At 68.6% G+C, this 17,631-nt stretch carries 14 protein-coding genes; 11 read left to right on the top strand and 3 right to left on the bottom strand.

Annotated elements, in window-relative coordinates; genetic code table 11:
- Window positions 1-371 precede the first annotated feature (371 nt).
- A complete protein-coding gene (locus ACIRP7_RS44915) occupies window positions 372-2,228 on the top strand; it encodes a CHAT domain-containing protein (RefSeq protein ID WP_403672639.1) in 1,857 nt (618 codons plus the stop codon).
- 322 nt (window positions 2,229-2,550) lie between these two features.
- On the opposite strand, the gene ACIRP7_RS44910 is transcribed toward ACIRP7_RS44915, so the two are convergent.
- Window positions 2,551-4,041, bottom strand: coding sequence for an NB-ARC domain-containing protein (locus ACIRP7_RS44910; protein ID WP_403672636.1), 1,491 nt, complete (start codon window positions 4,039-4,041; stop codon window positions 2,551-2,553).
- A 267-nt stretch (window positions 4,042-4,308) separates the two neighbouring features.
- On the opposite strand from ACIRP7_RS44910, the gene ACIRP7_RS44905 reads away from it, so the two are divergent.
- The 5 genes from ACIRP7_RS44905 to mctP are packed head-to-tail and all read left to right on the top strand — an operon-like array spanning window position 4,309 to window position 11,650.
- Complete coding sequence (locus ACIRP7_RS44905) at window positions 4,309-4,719, top strand: OsmC family protein (RefSeq protein WP_403672634.1); 411 nt, start codon at window positions 4,309-4,311, stop codon at window positions 4,717-4,719.
- Between the two features lie 28 nt (window positions 4,720-4,747).
- Complete coding sequence (locus ACIRP7_RS44900; protein ID WP_403672631.1) at window positions 4,748-6,796, top strand: FAD/NAD(P)-binding protein; 2,049 nt, start codon at window positions 4,748-4,750, stop codon at window positions 6,794-6,796.
- Window positions 6,796-8,436: a histidine phosphatase family protein gene (locus ACIRP7_RS44895; protein WP_403672628.1), complete on the top strand. Its 1,641-nt coding sequence runs from the start codon at window positions 6,796-6,798 to the stop codon at window positions 8,434-8,436. Before ACIRP7_RS44900 ends, ACIRP7_RS44895 begins: the two co-directional genes overlap by 1 nt.
- Before the next feature lie 2 nt (window positions 8,437-8,438).
- The gene (locus ACIRP7_RS44890; RefSeq protein ID WP_403672625.1) at window positions 8,439-10,013 is read left to right on the top strand and encodes an MFS transporter; all 1,575 of its coding nucleotides are present in this window, start codon (window positions 8,439-8,441) and stop codon (window positions 10,011-10,013) included.
- Window positions 10,010-11,650, top strand: a complete 1,641-nt coding sequence (gene mctP, locus ACIRP7_RS44885) for a monocarboxylate uptake permease MctP (RefSeq protein ID WP_403672622.1) — start codon at window positions 10,010-10,012, stop codon at window positions 11,648-11,650. Before ACIRP7_RS44890 ends, mctP begins: the two co-directional genes overlap by 4 nt.
- A gap of 19 nt (window positions 11,651-11,669) precedes the next feature.
- On the opposite strand, the gene ACIRP7_RS44880 is transcribed toward mctP, so the two are convergent.
- Window positions 11,670-12,269, bottom strand: coding sequence for a TetR/AcrR family transcriptional regulator (locus ACIRP7_RS44880; RefSeq protein WP_403672619.1), 600 nt, complete (start codon window positions 12,267-12,269; stop codon window positions 11,670-11,672).
- 165 nt (window positions 12,270-12,434) lie between these two features.
- Here ACIRP7_RS44880 and ACIRP7_RS44875 point away from each other — a divergent pair, with 165 nt between their 5' ends.
- The 4 genes from ACIRP7_RS44875 to ACIRP7_RS44860 all read left to right on the top strand — a co-directional run bounded on the left by ACIRP7_RS44875 (window position 12,435) and on the right by ACIRP7_RS44860 (window position 14,739).
- Complete coding sequence (locus ACIRP7_RS44875) at window positions 12,435-12,581, top strand: hypothetical protein (protein WP_403672616.1); 147 nt, start codon at window positions 12,435-12,437, stop codon at window positions 12,579-12,581.
- Between the two features lie 113 nt (window positions 12,582-12,694).
- Window positions 12,695-13,345 (top strand): peroxiredoxin-like family protein, encoded by a 651-nt coding sequence (locus ACIRP7_RS44870; RefSeq protein WP_403672613.1) that lies wholly within the window; start codon window positions 12,695-12,697, stop codon window positions 13,343-13,345.
- 119 nt (window positions 13,346-13,464) lie between these two features.
- A complete protein-coding gene (locus tag ACIRP7_RS44865; protein ID WP_403672610.1) occupies window positions 13,465-13,734 on the top strand; it encodes a hypothetical protein in 270 nt (89 codons plus the stop codon).
- 138 nt (window positions 13,735-13,872) lie between these two features.
- Window positions 13,873-14,739, top strand: a complete 867-nt coding sequence (locus ACIRP7_RS44860) for a helix-turn-helix domain-containing protein (protein WP_403672607.1) — start codon at window positions 13,873-13,875, stop codon at window positions 14,737-14,739.
- Between the two features lie 12 nt (window positions 14,740-14,751).
- Here ACIRP7_RS44860 and ACIRP7_RS44855 read toward each other — a convergent pair whose 3' ends face one another.
- On the bottom strand, window positions 14,752-16,191 hold the full coding sequence (locus tag ACIRP7_RS44855; protein WP_403672605.1) for a vanadium-dependent haloperoxidase: 1,440 nt from the start codon (window positions 16,189-16,191) through the stop codon (window positions 14,752-14,754).
- An 860-nt stretch (window positions 16,192-17,051) separates the two neighbouring features.
- Between ACIRP7_RS44855 and ACIRP7_RS44850 the strand changes: the two genes are divergently transcribed.
- On the top strand, window positions 17,052-17,450 hold the full coding sequence (locus tag ACIRP7_RS44850; RefSeq protein ID WP_403672642.1) for a hypothetical protein: 399 nt from the start codon (window positions 17,052-17,054) through the stop codon (window positions 17,448-17,450).
- Window positions 17,451-17,631 lie beyond the last annotated feature (181 nt).

Below are 17,631 nucleotides of genomic sequence, written 5' to 3'. Positions count from 1 at the left end.
CCTCCGCGTGAAGTCCATGCCGAGTATGAGAAGTTGCGAATCGCCGCGTAAAATTAACGGTCAGAAGCCTGTCCGGAAAACGCGAGGCCCCTCACCTGCTACGCCGAGCACTCCGACAGCTGCCGAAGGGCCATATCAACCGGGCACGGTTTCACGGCAACCTCGGTATCGCACTATCGCGGCGATTCGAACACACACAGGCCCACGACGACATCGACGAGGCCATCGCGATGCACAGTGCCGCGCTGCCTCTCACGCCTTCAGACCACCATCGTGACAGGGCAATTCACCAAGGCAACCACGGCACCGCCCTATTCCTCCGGTACCGAAAGACAGGGACGCCGGCCGATCTGGACCACGCCATCGCCAGCTTGCGCCAAGCGGCGGACCTGACGCCGAACGACCAGCCCGAGGGAGCCGCCTTCCTCGGCACCCTCGGCCTGGCGATCGCTGCCCGCCACGCACTGACGGACAGCGAGGAGAACCGCCATGAAGCCGTGTCCGTTCTGACCCGAGCCGTGCACACACCGTCGGCCACAACCTGGTGGCGCATCCAGGCCGCTCAGGAAGCCGCTCGGCTCACAGCTGAGCGCGAACCCAACCGCGCCGCGGACCTCCTGGAGAGCGCAGTCGACCTGCTGCCCGAGGTGGCCTCCCACCGTCTGCGCCGAACCGACCAGCAGGAGCAACTGAGCCGCTTCTCCCGGCTCACCGACGATGCCGTCGCACTCGCCCTCGCCGCTGGTGAGACGGCACCGAGCAATGGCGCGGGGGCCAACGAGTACGCCGTCAGGGCCTTGCGCCTCATCGAGACGGGACGGGCGGTCATCCTGGGCCAGGCACTGAACACAAGCAGCGACCTCACGCTGCTGCGCTCCGCGCATCCTCAACTCGCTGACCGGCTGGCCAACTTGAGCGAACGGCTCAGCCAAGACGCCACGTCTGCACTACCAGGCATCAGGCCCGACACCTCCGACCGGCACGTGATCGCCGCTGAGTTCGCAACCACCCTGGATACAATCCGGTCCCTCGACGGCTTCACATCGTTCCTCCTGCCGCCCCAGTCGGTGGACGATCTCCGCGTGGAGGCCGGGCAAGGCCCGGTCGTGTTCCTCAACGTCAGCGACCACCGCAGCGATGCCTTGCTCGTCACAGGGGAGACGGTCACTCACCTGCCGCTCCGGGCACTCACCCGCGAGATGGTGCTCGACATGGTCGGCAGGTTTCACGAGGCATTGCCCCGCACCGTGGCCGACGACGCAGACCGCCGCGAGCGCCTGGCCGCTCAGCACACCCTCGGCGAGGTCCTGCGACAGCTGTGGGACATCGCCGTCGGCCCCGTCCTCGACGCGCTCGGCTTCACGAACCCGCCTCCGGCCGGGGAGAACTGGCCGCGGGTCTGGTGGGCACCGGGCGGACTCCTCGGCCTACTGCCTTTGCACGCCGCAGGCCATCCGCCCACAGACGGCGAGAACCGCTCCACATTGGACCGGGTTGTCTCCTCCTACATCCCCACCCTCAGGGCGCTGCGCCACGCCCGCCGCCGGCCGGCTCCGCTCAACGAGGCGGGCAAGTCTCTGATCGTGACCATGCCGTTCACAACGGGGCTCTCCGAGCTGCCCTACGCACCGGCAGAGGCAGCGGCGGTCCAGGCCCAAGTGCCACGCCCAGTCGTGCTGACCGGAAGCACGACGCTGCACAAGCAGGCAGAGAGGTTTCTGGACCCGACGAACGGCCCCGCGCACGTACCGACAAAGGCCCGAGTCCTCACGGAACTGGCTGGCGCCTCGATCGCCCACTTCGCCTGCCACGGTGCCGTCCACGAGCAGGATCCGTCCCTCAGCCAGCTCTTCCTGGAGGACTTCGCCCAAGACCCCCTCAACGTCAGCAGCCTCGCCTCGGCCCGCCTCGACCAAGCCGACCTCGCGTATCTCTCTGCGTGCGTCACCGCGCTCACCAGCTCGGCGCAGCTGCTCAACGAATCGATTCATCTGACCACCGCGTTCCAGATGCTCGGCTTCCGCCAGGTGATCGGCACCCTGTGGACGATCGAGGACCGGATGGCCGTTGAGGTGGCGGACTCCTTCTACAGAGGGCTCACCGCGGAGTCAGGACATCTCAACACGGATCACGCAGCCACGGCTCTGCACCACTCCGTCCGCTCCCTCCGCAGCAGACTTCCCAAAGCGCCCCTCCTTTGGGCGGGATACATCCACACCGGAGCCTGACGGTTCTTCCTGGCCACAGCGGAATTCGCACTGCCGATACCGGGAGGCGGCCGCAAAGGCACGTTGGCCCTCGCAGTCACTGAATTGGTCGGCGAACGGCTCGGCAACGGCCAAGTCCTTCTCTCCGACGGGACGGCTTCGCAAGACCCCGGCAAACCATGTCGCTAGCAGATGCCCCTGCGCACCGATGTCCTCGAAGCGGCCGCGCAGCGGCGTGAGGTCGCTGAGTGTCTCGTTGACGTCGAAGACGAGGACCGGGAGCTGGTCGGCGGGCATGTCCTCCTCCTCTTTGCGTCCGTAGGGTGAATCCGTTCGCGGCCCATCAGGCTGCGAGTACCCGCCCTGTGTGCAGCTGTTGCAGCATTGTGGGCTCTTCGTCTGCTTCAGCGTGCTGCTGCGGTATAGGCAGGCGGAGTGTGTGGAGGGTGCGGGTTTCCAGTCGTACGGCGCCCTCGCGGCTGCAGCCGCGTTCCAGCAGGCGGCCCAGGGCCTGGCGGATGCGGGTAGCCGGTTCGTCGATGCAGATACGTTCCTCCGCGTAGGCGTGGACGAGGGGGTGGAGGCGGTAGCCGCCGGGCGCGGTGCACTCGATCAGGTGCGCTGCCGTCAGGGTGGTGAGGTGTTGCTCGGCAGTGGTGCTTGGTTCGCCCAGGAGGGCGGCGGCCGTGGCAGCGTCGATCTCCTGCAACGGATGGAGGGCGAGCAGGCGCAGCAGCCGTCGCGCATCCTTCGGCAGCCTTGCGTCGGAGGCGGACAGCGTGGTCCGTACTCCGTCCTCAAGGGCCAGGCTGATCAGGGGCTCGCGGTAGTAGTCGCCCAGCGCCCAGGCTGGGTGGTCGCGCATGTGGCGGCCGATGACCGACAGCGCCAGCGGGAGGTGGCCCAGCAGGTCCGCGATCTGCTCGACAACCGGGACGGCTGGGGCAACGCGGTCAGCTCCCGCCGTCGCCCGCAGCAGTTCGACGGAGTCGTCCGGCTCAAGCAGTGGCACCGGCAGTCGGTCGCATTCATCGAGGCCGGTCAACGCGCTCCGACTGGTGATCACCGTGCGGCATCCGGGAGTTCGGGGCACCAGAGGCCGAATCTGTTCCGCGTCTGCCGCGTCGTCCAGAACGATTAGTGCACCAGTTCCCGCCAGAAGGTGCCGGTAGAGAGCTGCTCGCGCGTCGAGGCCGAACGGGATGCGGTCGCCGGTGGTGCCGAGCAGGCGGAGGAAGGTCTCCAGGACGGCGGCCGGGTCGGCGGGCGGGCCTTGTGGTGCGGAGCCGCGCAGGTTCGCGAACAGGACTGGTGTGTCGGTTCGTTCCTCGGCGAGCAGCCGGTGCGCGAGGTGCAGGGCCAGCGACGTCTTGCCCACTCCGGGCATGCCCTCCAGTGCCAGCGCCGGCCTGCTCTGACCGCTCAGTAAGTTCTCCGCCTTGGCTACCAGGTCGGTCCTGCCGACGAATACGGAAGGTCCTGCGGGCAGCCGGTCGTAGGCGCTGACCCGTGCGGCGGCCTCGGCCTCGCCGAGCACCGCGCGAAGCGACTGCCGCCACACGGAGAGGATCGCTTCGTCGGCGCCCACGAGTGCCTGGACCACGGCCAACAACAGGTCGGAGTTGGGGCGGCGGCGGCCCAGCTGGAAGCAGTTGCCCACCGTCGAGCGGGCCGGCCATTCGCCGCGCGGGCGTCCTGCCCGCTGCCAGTCCCGGTGGATACGCCGAGTGATCTCGGTGATCGACGGATTGCCAGCCCACGCCTTGAGCAGCCGCAGCTCCGCGATGAACTCGTCGATCGTGCGGGTCTTTACTGGATCCAGTACCTGCGGCACGAACATCCTCCCCCTGGGACACCTGGGCCACCAAAAACTTGGAACACTCGTTTCAAGTTAGACGACCTGGGGCTGCGGCTGTCAAGCGGTATCCGTCTGTTGACCTCCGGCCACGGAGCGCATCCAGGATCATCCACGATCACTCCGGAACCCGTATTCCGTCCTGATGCTGAGGCCCGTCCCCGCTCACAGGCACCCCGGGAATCCCACTCGCCTCCGACGCCGAGCCCTGCGTGCCCCTTCCAGGACAGGAGTCCGTGCATCGCCATGCCCGAAATCGGTGTGTCCCTGCGCCCCGTCGGCGGCAGCGTCGTCGTGGGCCAGGCCAGAGACCACACGCTCACCATCGACCGGCCCAAGGAGAAGGAGGGCACCGACGCCGGCCCCATGGGCGGGGAGCTGCTGCTTCTGGCACTCGGCGGGTGCTACGTGAGCACCTTCCTCGCCGCCCTGAAGGCACAGGACCCACAGGCCGACGCCTCCGCGATCAGCTTCCAGGTGGACGGAAGCCTCGTGAGCGCACCGACCCGCTTCTCCGAGATCACGGTGCAGATCTCGGCGCCCGTCGCCCTCCAGGACCTGATCTCCAAGCCCCTGCTCAAGGCCGAGCGGGGCTGCATCGTCCACAACTCGATCCGGGACGCCATAACGGTCCGCTTCACCCACGAGTGGCACTGACTCTTCCCCCACCGAAGGAGACAAGACCGTGGAAACGCAGCACCCCACGATGCAGGACAGCCTGAGCCAGGACCGCGGCATGGCCGACATGGCCATGCGCGAGAGCAGCATGCAGCACGACTCCATGGCCAATACGGCTCCCGGCATACGTCGCGTCACGATCGTCGGCGCCGGGTTCTCGGGCACGCTCACCGCCATCCGGCTGCTCCACTTCGCCGACGCACCATTGGAGATATGCCTGATAGAGCGGGAGGAGGGCTACCGCTACGGCGGTATCGCCTTCGGCCAGGCATCGACCAACTGGGAGCACATGCTCAACATCCAGGCCGGCCGGATCACGCTGCGCCGCGAGCGCCCGGAGGACTTCCTGGAGTGGGCCAACGAGGAGGCGGACCGCTCCGAGTGGCCGCAGAAGTGGCAGTACCACAGCTTCGGCGTGGCCTGCGTGGTGCCGCGGCGGATCTTCCGGCAGTACCTGGCCGAGCGGTTGCGCGACGCGGCCGCCGATGCCGACGCCGAGGTGACTCTGCGGGAGCTTTCCGGTGAGGTCATCGACGTTCACCGGCGGGGCGACGGGTATGTCGTCAAGTACGCCGACGCCTCAGAGCAGGGCGGTGTGCACGATCTGCCGTCGGACCAGGTGGTCCTGGCGACCGGTCACCTCTCTCCGGTGCAGGCGCCCTTCTACCACCGCATCAAGGACTGCGACCGCTTCCTCGCCGACCCCTACGCCCCCGGCGCGCAGGACTGGTTCCAGGCGGTCGGCGCCGAGGAGAGCGTCCTTGTCACGGGCTCCGCGCTGTCGGCCTTCGACACGGTGGTCTCCCTCATCCACGCCGGCCACCGGGGGCAGATCCTGATCTGCTCGCGCGGCGGCCACATGCACGGCACCTACCCCGTCGACCACGAGCACGACATCTGGCAGTCCCGCCGGCCGCCCTTCCTCGACGCCAAGGAGCTCACCCCCGAGGCGGTGGTGGAGGGGATCAAGGCAGAGTACGCGCACCTGCTCGACGAGCACGGCGTGGAGCCGGGCAGCGCGCTCGAGGCCGTCTTCCCCGAGCGGGTCATGAAGGCGTGGGAGCCGTACGTCATCGAGCTGGTCTCCCGCATGGACGCCCGCGACGTGCGGATGCTGCTCGACAAATACAAGAGCCTGATCGTCACCAACCGCACCAGCACCGTGCGAGAGATCGGCGGCGTCGTGCGCAGCCGGATGCGCGGATACAACGGCGCCCCGAAGACCGTCGACGTGATGTCCGCCATCATCCAGGACTTGCGCCCCGCCGAGGACGGCACGAAGATCCGGGTGGTCTTCGCCGACCAGCCCGACCTCGTCGTCGACCGGGTCGTCAACTGCCTGGGCAACAACACCGACTACGAGCGCACCGGCCACCCCCTGTGGCACGGCCTGGTCAACGCACACGGCTACGCGCAGCCGCAGACCAAGACCCACCGTGGCATCGAGGTCGGCACCCACGGCGAGCTCATCGCCGCCGACGGTGGGGTGGCAGCGGGCCTGTTCGGCGTCGGCCCGATGCGCCAGGGCGACGAGACCACCCGCCGCGGCCGGCTCGGCGCGTTCGTGTTCAGCATCGGCACCCTGCGCAACCAGTGCTTCGACACGGCCATGGAGGTGCTGCGCCGCCTCGAATCCGCCAGCGGCGAGGAGCAGATGGACATTCCCGACGGCATCCACCACTGCCTGATCCGCAGCAGCGACTGGATCGCCGCCGACCTCGCCACCGAGGAACCGCAGGCCACCCGCCTGCGCCAGCGCCTGCAGGACCACGCCCGCGACAGCGCCTACCCCAACGCCGTCAATTACCTGCAGGCCCAGGACCGCACCGAGCGCCGCAAGTACCGCGCCATCCTGGACGACGATCTGGCGGACTTCGGCGCCGCCCTCGCCCGCGAGTTCGGCCTCGCCCCTCAGCAGGCCCGGCGGACCGTCTCCCTGCTGGCCACGCTTGTGCAGAAGCACGCGGTCCATAACCTGTGCGACATCACCAAACTGGCGGGCTGGGACTCCCAGTACGCCGAGCAGGTCAAGCACGCCCCGAAGAAGGACGCGTGATGACCGTCGAGAACCAGCAGGATCTGCTGAGCCGACTTTTTATGGTCCGGCACGGCGAATCGACCTGCAATTCCGTCCACCGCATCGCCGGTCAGCGCGACGCCCCGCTGACCTTCCTCGGCCGCATCCAGGCCGAGAAGGTCGCCAAGGGCCACCGCGGTCAGCACTTCGACCGCGTCTACGTCTCCCCGCTGACCCGCGCCTACGAGACCGCCGACACCATCTTCCGTCTCGACACCACCGCCGCGGATGCTCCCGAAGTCGTGGTCGACGAGCGCCTGATGGAGCGCGACTTCGGCAGCTACACGCTGGAGAGCAAGTCCATCCTCCAGCGCCGCCACGGCATCGCCGAGTACGAGCGCGCCATGAACGCCGACAGCCCCACCATGCACGGCGGCGAAACCTTCGCACAGTTCAAGGACCGCGTGCATGCCTTCTACGAGGAAGAGCTGCTGCCGGCGCTGCGCCGCGGCGAAATGGTCTGCGTGGTCTCCCACAAGTACGTCGTCGAGCTGATCTGCCGGTTCATCCTGGCCCGTCCGGCCGACGAGTCCTACGACCTGCGCCTGCCGAACTCCCAGATGTTGCAGGGCGATCGGATCCACAGCTACGTCAAGAACGAGAACAAAACCATGAACATGGTCTACGACTGGATCGTCGTCAACCATGCCGTGGTCTTCTGCGTCGGACTGGCCGCCGGCCTCCTGGCCAACCTGGCCGGGATGCACCTGTCGGCGTCCCCGTACGTGCTGCTGATGCTCCTGGTGCTGGCCAGCGTCATCACCATGTGCCGCATCGAGCTGGAAAACGCCCGCACCTTCGTCACCGACCGCGGCACGCTCCGGTCCGTCGCCCTGCGCTACCTCGCCCTGCCGATCGCCTTCGCCGCCCTGGTGGCCTGGTCGGACGCAGGCAGTACGAGTACGGCGGCGATCGCCGCGGTATTCCTCGCCACCCCCAGCTCGGTGGTGGCGATGACCGTCAGCCGCTGCCTCGGCGGAATGATCATGCCGACGTTCGCGCAGGTCCTGCTCTCCTCACTGGCCGGGACCGTGTCCTTCTCCACCGTCCTCGCCCTGACCTTGCACGAGGACGTCGCCCCGGCGGTGGCCATCAGCGCCGCCACTTCCACCGGCGTCGTCACGTTGGTCTACCTCCTGGTCAAACGTCTGCGGGAACGCTCTCCCATCCGCACGGCCAAATACGGCGAGCGCAACGGATACGTAGCCGTGCTCCTGTTGACCGCGTTCATCGTGCTGGTCTGCCTCAAGCTCGACCTGCACGGCTTCACCACCTGTGCGCCCACCGCGGTAGGCATCGCCGTCGGCCTGCGCCTGGTCGCCGCCCTGCTCAAGCGTCGACGCCACGTCCAGACGCTCGACGACTACACCGCCATGACCTACCCGAACGTGTTCGTGGTGGTCATCATCGGCGCGCTCACCGGCAACCAGCCGCTGGAGCAGGTGGCGATCTGGACCCTCCTGCCGATGTTCGTCCTGTCCTTCTTCGACAGCTTCTACGCCCGCCGCCTCGTCGTCGACCCCGACGACCCGCGCTGGCCCGACGTACTCGGCCTCAAGGACCGTCCGACGGTCGAGCAGCTTGAAGGCCCCGACGCCCAGCTTTCCGCGAGGAGTTGACCTTGTCCGCACCACCCGCTTCGCTGATACCCCGGCCGTTCCTGTTTTGGACCGGTGTCGTCCTCACCTGCGCCGGCGTTGTCGAGCACCTGTGGATGTTCATCGACTCCGCGTCCATGGACTTCCACATGTCCATGATGGACATGCCACCGGCGATCATGTGGGCGGCCATGGCCGCCATTGTCGTCGGCGTGGTGCTCTCCGGCATCGCGGTCGTGCAGCCGCGGACCGCCGGCGCCCGCCCCGCCGCCCCCACTCCGGCCCCCGCCACGAACGCGAGCCGCCGCCGCCTCATCACCATCCTGACCTTCGCCCTCCTGGTGGACCAGATGAAGCCCGCCACCCTGGCGTTCATCGCACCCGGCCTGCGGGCTGAATACGGCCTCAGCGCCGCCGACGTCTCGTGGCTGCCCACGGTCGCGCTGACCGGCACCGTGCTCGGATCACTCGTCTGGGGACGCGCGGCGGACCGAATCGGCCGTCGGGCCACCATCCTCATCGCCTCCCTGCTATTCCTCGGCACCACGGTGTGCGGCGCCATGCCGACCTTCGGCGGCACCCTCGTCATGTGCGCCCTGATGGGCATGGCGGCCGGCGGCATGCTGCCCGTCGTCTATGCCCTGATGACCGAGAGCCTGCCGCCCGGCCGACGCGCGGCCATCATGGTCCTGCAGGCTGGACTGACCACCACCGGCGGCTACATGGCCGCCTCCGGACTGGCCGCCGTCCTCATCCCACTGGCCGGCTGGCGCGTGACCTGGTTCGCCCAGCTTCCGCTGGTCCTGATCCTGATCGCGCTGAACCGCTGGATCCCCGAATCGGCCGCCTTCACCGCCCGGCAGACAAGGGCGAAGCAGGTCCCCGCCTCCGCCCTGTTCAAGCGCCCGCAGACGGCCAAGACACTGGTCGTCAGCAGTTACGCACTGGGCTGGGGCCTCGTCTACTGGGGCTTCATCACCTTCCTGCCCAGCCAGCTGGAATCCTCCGGCCAGCACGGCATGTCCGCCGCCACCCTGCTATTCATCTCATCGCTGCTCTCCATTCCCACCTGCGCGGTCGGCGCATGGCTCTACATGCGCTGGTCGGCCAAGGGCACCATGGTCGTCTACGCTGCCCTCACCGTCGGCGCCCTCCTGACGCTCGCAGCCATCGGGCTGGAGGGCAGCCGGACCATCCTGCTGGCCACCGTGATGCTGCTGTTCGCCGGCACCGCCGGTGTCATCGCGCTCATCGGCCCCTACACGGCCGAGATCTACCCCCTGGCCATCCGGGGCACCGCCGGCGGCTGGGCTGCGGCCGTCGGCAAGTCCGGCGGAGCCTTCGGCCCGCCCCTGATCGCACTGATCCTCTCGGCACCCGGAGGCATCCGCACCGCCGCGGTGTTCGTGGCACTCCCCATGGCCCTGGCAGGACTTGCCGTCGCCGTCCGCGGCAGCAACCCGCAGGCCGCCACCCAGGCCCCCGAGGGCGCGACCGCGCTGGACGCCGAACTCGACGACCTCGTCAGCAGCGAGGCCGTTGCCGCCCAGGCCACGGCGACAACGCACCTGCCGAGCAAGGGAGGTACAGCGCCATGACCGGCGGCGTCAACGCCGTGGCACTCGCCGTCTTCACCCTCTTCTTCCTGCTCGTCACCGTCATGGGCTTCCTCGCCGCGCGCTGGCGCAAGCCCGGCGACGAGCACACCCTCGACGAATGGGGCCTGGGCGGTCGGTCGTTCGGCACCTGGATCACCTGGTTCCTGCTCGGCGGCGACGTGTACACCGCCTACACGTTCGTCGCCGTGCCGGCGGCGATCTACGCGGCGGGCGCGGCCGGCTTCTTCGCGGTGCCCTACACCATCCTCGTCTACCCCCTGATCTTCACCTTCCTGCCCAGGCTGTGGTCCGTGTGCCACCGCCACGGGTACGTCACCACCGCCGACTTCGTCCGCGGCCGCTTCGGCTCGAAGGGCCTGTCGCTCGCCGTGGCCTTCACCGGCATCCTGGCCACGATGCCCTACATCGCGCTCCAACTCGTCGGCATCCAGGCCGTGCTGGACGTGCTGGGCGTCGGCGGCGGCGAGAACACGAACTGGTTCATCAAGGACCTGCCGCTGCTGATCGCCTTCGGCGTGCTGGCCGCCTACACCTACTCCTCCGGCCTGCGCGCCCCCGCCATGATCGCCTTCGTCAAGGACACGCTGATCTACCTGGTCATCGTCGTCGCGATCATCTACATCCCGATCAAACTGGGCGGCTTCGACGACATCTTCGCCAAGGCCAACGAGGCATACAGCCAGACCAGCCCCGCCACCGGCAGACCGCGCGGCACCCTGGTCAGCGCACCCAACGCCCGGTGGACGTACGCGACGTTGGCGCTCGGTTCCGCGATGGCCATGTTCATGTACCCGCACTCGATCACGGCGACGCTGTCCTCCCGCAGCCGCGACGTGATCCGACGCAGCACGACGGTGATGCCCCTCTACACCCTGATGCTGGGCCTGCTCGCGCTGCTCGGCTTCATGGCGATCGCGGCCGGAGTCAAGGTCACCAACGGGCAACTGGCGATCCCGCAGCTGTTCGAGGACATGTTCCCGGCGTGGTTCGCGGGGGTGGCCTTCGCGGCGATCGGTATCGGCGCGCTGGTCCCGGCGGCCATCATGTCGATCGCGGCCGCGAACCTGTTCACCCGCAACATCTACAAGGACTTCATCAAGCCGGACGCCACGCCCGCACAGGAGACCAAGGTCTCCAAGCTGGTCTCGCTCCTGGTGAAGGTGGGCGCGCTGGTCTTCGTCCTCACCATGGACAAGACGGTGGCCATCAACTTCCAGCTGCTGGGCGGCATCTGGATCCTGCAGACCTTCCCGGCCCTGGTCGGCGGTCTCTTCACCCGCTGGTTCCACCGCTGGGCCCTGCTCGCCGGCTGGGCGCTCGGCATGGTCTACGGCACGGTCGCCGCGTACGGCGTCGCCCCCCCGACCCAGAAGCACTTCGGCGGCTCGGCCAAGGAGATCCCGGGCATCGGCGAGATCGGCTACATCGGCCTCACCGCGTTCATCCTGAACGTGGCGGTGACTGTGGTCCTGACCTTCGTCCTGAAGGCGGCGAAGGCCCCCGAGGGCATCGACGTCACATCGCCTGGGGACTACACGGCGGATGCGGCACAAGCGGAAACGACGGCCGCCCACGCTCTGCGTCCGGGCACGTCACCTGCACCCAATGCCACTTGAGAGCCAGATCCACGCACGTCTATGCCGCCGCCCGGGCTCCGATCGAGTCCAAGGCGGCGGTCACCGTCTTGCGCAGGGTCGCGGCGTCTGCACCGGCACGCGAGCGCAGGTTGACGCCGTAGGCGAGCAGCGCCAGCAGGTCGGCGGAAGCGCCTGGGGCGGCACCGGCGGACAGCTGCCCCTGGCGCTCGGCAGTGACGAGCGCCGCGTACATCGCGTCGCGCAGCTCCTGGTGATGCTGGTCCAGGACGGCGCGTACCTCTGGGTCGCTGTTCTCGGCCCCGGCGTGCGCGTTGGAGACCATGCAGCCCCAGCGGGCGTACTCGCCCGAGCAACGGGCCTCGATCAGGCCGCCGAAGAATTCGGAGATGGCGGGCAGTCCCCGCTCGTCCTCGGCCAGGCGCCGGAACATCGGCTGGGACCGCTGCTCCAGGTAGCGGCGCAGCGCAGCAAGGTAGAGCTCCTGCTTGCCGCCGAACGTGGCGTACAGGCTGGAGCGGTTGAGCCCGGTCGCGGTCACCACATCCTGGATCCCGGTCGAGGCCACGCCCTGCCGCCAGAACAGCCGCACCACGGTCTCCAGGGTGGCATAGGGGTCGAAGTGCTTGATGTCCGGCATGTTTCACCCACCATCCTGAAATGAGGATTCCAAGATACGCCCCGTTCAGTACGCCGCAAAGGTGCCGACAGGTACAGAGCGGGACAGGCCCCCCATCAGCGCCAAGGCGTCCAGCTTCGTCCACGATCGATCCCCGGGGGCACCGCGCACCGCGACTATGCCCCCATGAATCGCATACCAGCCCTCTGGGCGGCCGCATACGGGTCACAGACCCCCCGCCTCCGCCGCTACCTCGCCCGTCGCGCGGTCCATGTCGCCGCGTTCATCAAAGCGCTCGCCCTGGCCGACCATCGCCCGTTCATGAGCCTCTGACTCCTCGGCACTTCCGCATGGCTGGCGCGGGATCACGCATGCCCGTATCTTGGAACAGTCATTTCAAGATTGTGTGGTCCCGCTCCAGTCGCCGCCCAGGAGGAACGAGCACCATGACCAGCCTCAGCGCCGAACTGCGCACCTTCTACGAAGCCCGCCAGCAGCAGATCCCCGCCGAGATCCGACAGATCATGCAACGGGCCAGCCAGGAACTCGCTGACTCCGGCCAGGCCGACCGCGCACTGACCGTCGGCGCGCAGGCGCCGCGCTTCAACCTCCCCTCCGCGACCGGGCAGACCGTGGCCCTGGACGACCTGCTCAACGACGGCCCGGTCGTGCTGACCTTTTACCGCGGCGCCTGGTGTCCGTACTGCAACATCGCTCTGCGCTCCCTCCAGGAGCACCACGAGGCCATGACCGCCCGCGGCGCCCGCCTGGTCGCCGTCTCCCCGCAGATCCCCGACGAGTCCCTCACCCTCACCGAAAAGCACGACCTCGCCTTCGACGTCCTCAGCGACATCGGCTCCGAGACCGCCAAGCAGTACGGCCTCGCCTTCGGCCTCCCCGACGACCTCGCCGCCGTCTACGACAAGCTCGGCTTCGACCTTCAGCGCGTCAATGACGGCCACCCGCGCACCCTGCCGCTGCCCGCCACCTACGTCATCGACCGCGACGGCACCATCCGCTGGGCCTTCGTCGACACCGACTACACCACCCGCGCCGAACCGGCCGACATCATCGCCACCCTCGACACCCTGCACTGACCGCCCTCGCGCCTGCTGGCGCGGCCGGAGGGAGAGCACTTCACCTTCCGTACGGCTCCACCTGTACACCTAGTACGCCGACCTGACGATGCGCGCCCCGGACGCTGGGGGTGCCCGCGATGCTCCTGGAGGTCGACCGCGTCAACGAGCCCGTCGATGTCCTGGTGGCCAAGCTGCGCCGCTACACCGAGTGGTTCGAGCTCCTGGCGCCGAAGGTCGACAAGGACAAGGCGCACATGACCCGGGGCGCGGCCGTGCACGCCTTCCGGCTGTGGTCGCGGATCTACCCGGCGACCGGACAGGAGGGCTACGTGCCGGTGGCGTTCGTGTTCACCGGGAAGACCGCTGCGCAACGCGCCAGCCGAATCCGAGGCCACGGCCATTCGTGACGGTGGCCCGAAACGCACTGCCCGAGCGCCGGGCAGCGAGCTACCGTGCACGAGTCGGCCGCACGTCGTCACCGCCGGCCTTACGGACCGGGGGTGACCGCTGTGCGACGCTTGGCTGGGCCGGACGGAATCTGCGAGATGGTGACGCAACTGCCGCATCCCGGGCTGCGGCCCGGGGTGCGCAGTTACCGGGGTTTCCGGCTGGCGTTCGAGCGTTCCCGGCGGCGGCTCGAAGTGCCCAACGCGTCCGTGACGTTGGTGCTGGGGTTCGGTGACCCACTACGGATCACCGGAGCGCATCCGGTCGGGCAGACGGGGCAGGTCGTGCAGCCCGGGACCTCGTACACCTCGCTGCTCGCCGGACTGCACACCCGGGCCAGCGTCGGCGAACATGACGGACGGGCGCACGGCATCGAGGTGGTGATGGCGCCCTGGACCGCGTTCACTCTGTTCCGGACACCGATGGCCGAGCTGGCCGACTCCATGGTGGACCTCGCCGACCTGCTGGGTCAGCCGGCGTACGACCTTGCCGGGGCGCTCGCCGAGACCCCCGGGTGGGCCGCCCGCTTCACCCTGCTGGACGCCTTCCTCACCGCCCGCGCCCGGACCGGCCCACCCGTCTCCCACCGCCTGGTGTGGGCCTGGCGGCAGCTCGTGTCCGGCGGGGCCACGGGGTCCACCGTGGCGAAGCTGGCGGGCACGGTCGGCTGGAGCGAGCGCCACCTCGAACGCCGCTTCCGGGAGCAGATCGGCCTGTCTCCGAAAGCCACCGCCCGCGTCCTGCGCTTCCGGCACGCCCTGCGCCTGCTGGACGCCCGCCTGCCCCCGTCCCAGATAGCCGCCACCTGCGGCTACTACGACCAGGCCCACTTGAACCGCGACTTCAAGGCGATGACCAGCCGCTCCCCCTCCCGCTTCATCGCCGAGCGCACCCACGGCGCCGACTTCGCCCAACTGGACCGGGAGGAGGGCCAGGTCACCAGCGTCGTACTGACCGGCCACTGAGGGGTACGGCGCTCAGGACCCCACCGGTCCCAGCCGCGGCAGCACTGACCTCGTCGCCACGTCCTCGCCCAGCTTCAGCCCGTCGCTCGCGTCCCACGGGTAATGCACCCCCAGGTACACCCGGCTGTCCGCGTCCTCCTGCGCGGCCTGACGGAAGCTGGTGAAGGTCCGCGTCTTCTGCGGCGAGGCAGGGTCCTCGGTGTTGACGGTGAAGTTCATGGTGTCGCTGTTGAAGTACTCCTTCATCACTGCAGCCCACGCGCCGGCGAACGCCGCGTGACCAGAGGCCCACGCCGGGAAGCACGGCGTGAGCGGCGAGCCGTCGCGGGCGGCGGACAGCGGCTGCCACGAGGAGTCGATCCCGTTGTGGATCGCCGAGACCGGACGCCACAGATCGATCGGCGTCAAATACTTCACATCCCACTCGCCGATCGCGCTGTCCGCCATCGCCAGCGACACCAGCGCGAACAGCCGCGTGTTCTCGTACTTGCTCTTGATGGCGCGCGCCTGCGCGATGCGGATCGTGGCGTCCAGCAGTTGCCCCGGCGGCTTGAACGTGCCCTTGTTGTGGGCATCCGGCCCCAGGTCATTGGCCCAGAACGTGGCGATCGCCGTCTGCTCGGTGGTCCGCTGCGTGGCCCCCCGGCCGCCGAGCCGGCGCACCTGCTCGACCTGGTCCGCGTACGCCGGGCTGGCCAGCAGTGTGGCATAGTCCGCGAAGCTGCCCGGAGTGCTTGGCCGGTAGTCGGACCCGGAACTCATGGTGAACGGCTTCACTTGCCCCCAGAAGGGGGTCACCGCCGTGCTGGAGCTACAGCCCGACTCACCCGTGGGACGCCACGCCCCCGCCACGTTTTCCAGGTTGTACAGCCTCTGGTTGTCCGAACCGTCGTTGGCGCGCGCCTTGATCATGTTGTTGTAGATCGTGCCGACGATCTCGTTGTCGATGATGTCGTACTGCGTGGGCGGAGTTCCGAACCGGTCCAGAAACGCTTTGTCCAGGTACGCGGTCTGGTTCGGGTACAGGTAGTGCAGGATGTTGTACGCCGTCCGCCCGATGATCCGCTCCTCCTCGTCCGGGCCCTGACCGAGGTTCGGGTACTTGGGCGCCGCCAGGTAGGGCTTGTACGTCATCGTGTAGAAAGTGTTTTGGTACGAGCTCTCCCCGTCGTAGATCGCCGCGTTCATCATCGCCGCCGACCGCGCCAACTGTCCCGGCGACCCCTGCGAACCATCGGCCTGCCGGAACATCTCCAGGAGCACGCCGTTCCAGTACTGCGTCGGATCACCGTCGTACTTCGGCGCGGCGGCCGCCGCCGTCTGCGCGGGCAACGCGAGCGCGCTCCCCGCAGCCAGCAACGCCAGCCCCGCGCCCAAGGTCACCGCCTTCCGAAACGACCCGTGGTGCCCTACCGATCTCTTACGTCTCCCTGATGTACCGAACAACCCCATGACGTCTTCCCCTCCCCGGACGGCGGCGGCCGGTCAGCGGGAGCCCTCGCCCCATCGGCGCTCTCCCCCGCACGCACCGGCCCCGCGCATGTCGTGCTCTGACCGAACGGCGCCATCCTGGTGCGTGGGTTGCTGTGAGTCTTGGATATTTCCGCCATCTCGGGCTGACACGGCATGCGGCGTGATCGATGGGGTCAGCCACGGGGCAGGAGGAGGCGGGAGAGGGCTTCGGTGGCGAGGAGGAGGGCGGCGACGGTGAGGAGGCCGATGCGCATACCTGGGAGCCCATCACCTGCGAGCGCATCCGTTCATCACCGAATGGGCCGCCGACTGGGTGAGACGACCAGTTGGAACTGGGTGGTGTGGGACGCGTCGCCGGGTGTGGGATCGACCACAACGAGGTGGTATGGGAGAACGCGCAGCTGCGGGAGCGTCCAGGCCCCCGACAGCATCGGCACGCTCATCGAACTCCACGAACGCGTGAACGGCGGTGATGCGTGATGGCCACGACCACCACGCAGTCCCGCACGGTCTTGGAACGCTTCCCCGCCGAAAGCCCCCGAGGCTCATGGCACGCTTCGCGGGGAGAACGGGCCTTCGTCAGCTGTGCGTCAGGGTGCCCAGGTGGCGGGCGCTCCTTGGTCGGGGTCGGGGAGGCTGCGGGTCGGCCCGTTCCTCGAGCGCGCCCAGCCCCGCCCCCTGGCCAGGCAGGGCGCGCACGATCCGCAGCAGACCTCGATGCCAGACCACGACGGATGATCCCGGAGGCCGTGGGCGACCACGATAGCCGCGAACAGCTCAACAGCGCATAACCGAAATGGGACGGGTTCAGGGCTCTGTTGTCCGTCGATGCGGGCCGGGTGGTGCTGCGCTCGAGGCGCGGCACTGAGATGGCGGCATCGTTTCCGGAGATCGTGGCCGGGGCCGTGCAGCTGCCGGACCTGAGCGCGTTCGACGGCGAGCTGGTCGTATGGGATGCCGCGGGCCGCCTCGCGTTCGAGCGGCTGCAGAATCGGCTTGCCCGGCGCGGAGCCGGGGCGGCACAGGACTGGCCGGCCCCCACTTCATCGCGTTCGAGGTCTTGCGGCTGTCCGGGACGGACACGACCGGATGGTCCTACCGGCGGAGCAGAGCCGCCCTGGAATCCGTGTTCGCCGCACGCGGGCTCATCGCGCCGTGGGTGCTGTGTCCGTCGACCACCGACCCGGACACCGTGCGCGAGTGGCTCACGTGGACCTCGGCCGGGATCGAGTGCGTGATCCAGCACCGCGCAGAGGGCGGCCTGCGCCTGGTAGGCGAAGCGCTCCCCGGTTGCCGAGCCCTGTCGTCGGGTGCCGGAAGTCGTTGCGTGATCTCTGGGATGCCGACCAGGCCTCGTTGCAGCCGCTGGACAACACCGGCTGGACGTTCATCGACGCCCAGATGGACAGCGTCCTGAAG

It is taken from the genome of Streptomyces sp. NPDC102270, from assembly GCF_044766405.1.
GTDB lineage: Bacteria > Actinomycetota > Actinomycetes > Streptomycetales > Streptomycetaceae > Streptomyces.
This window is presented reverse-complemented; position numbering and strand designations above follow the sequence as displayed.

Excerpts from the sequence above, each read along its gene's own strand:
- ACIRP7_RS44905 (WP_403672634.1), top strand. The coding sequence starts at position 4,309 with ATGCCCGAAATCGGTGTGTCCCTGCGCCCCGTCGGCGGCAGCGTCGTC.
- mctP (WP_403672622.1), top strand. The coding sequence starts at position 10,010 with ATGACCGGCGGCGTCAACGCCGTGGCACTCGCCGTCTTCACCCTCTTC.
- ACIRP7_RS44875 (WP_403672616.1), top strand. The coding sequence starts at position 12,435 with ATGAATCGCATACCAGCCCTCTGGGCGGCCGCATACGGGTCACAGACC.
- ACIRP7_RS44870 (WP_403672613.1), top strand. The coding sequence starts at position 12,695 with ATGACCAGCCTCAGCGCCGAACTGCGCACCTTCTACGAAGCCCGCCAG.
- ACIRP7_RS44880 (WP_403672619.1), bottom strand. The coding sequence starts at position 12,269 with ATGCCGGACATCAAGCACTTCGACCCCTATGCCACCCTGGAGACCGTG.
- ACIRP7_RS44865 (WP_403672610.1), top strand. The coding sequence starts at position 13,465 with ATGCTCCTGGAGGTCGACCGCGTCAACGAGCCCGTCGATGTCCTGGTG.
- ACIRP7_RS44860 (WP_403672607.1), top strand. The coding sequence starts at position 13,873 with ATGGTGACGCAACTGCCGCATCCCGGGCTGCGGCCCGGGGTGCGCAGT.
- ACIRP7_RS44855 (WP_403672605.1), bottom strand. The coding sequence starts at position 16,191 with ATGGGGTTGTTCGGTACATCAGGGAGACGTAAGAGATCGGTAGGGCAC.
- ACIRP7_RS44895 (WP_403672628.1), top strand. The coding sequence starts at position 6,796 with ATGACCGTCGAGAACCAGCAGGATCTGCTGAGCCGACTTTTTATGGTC.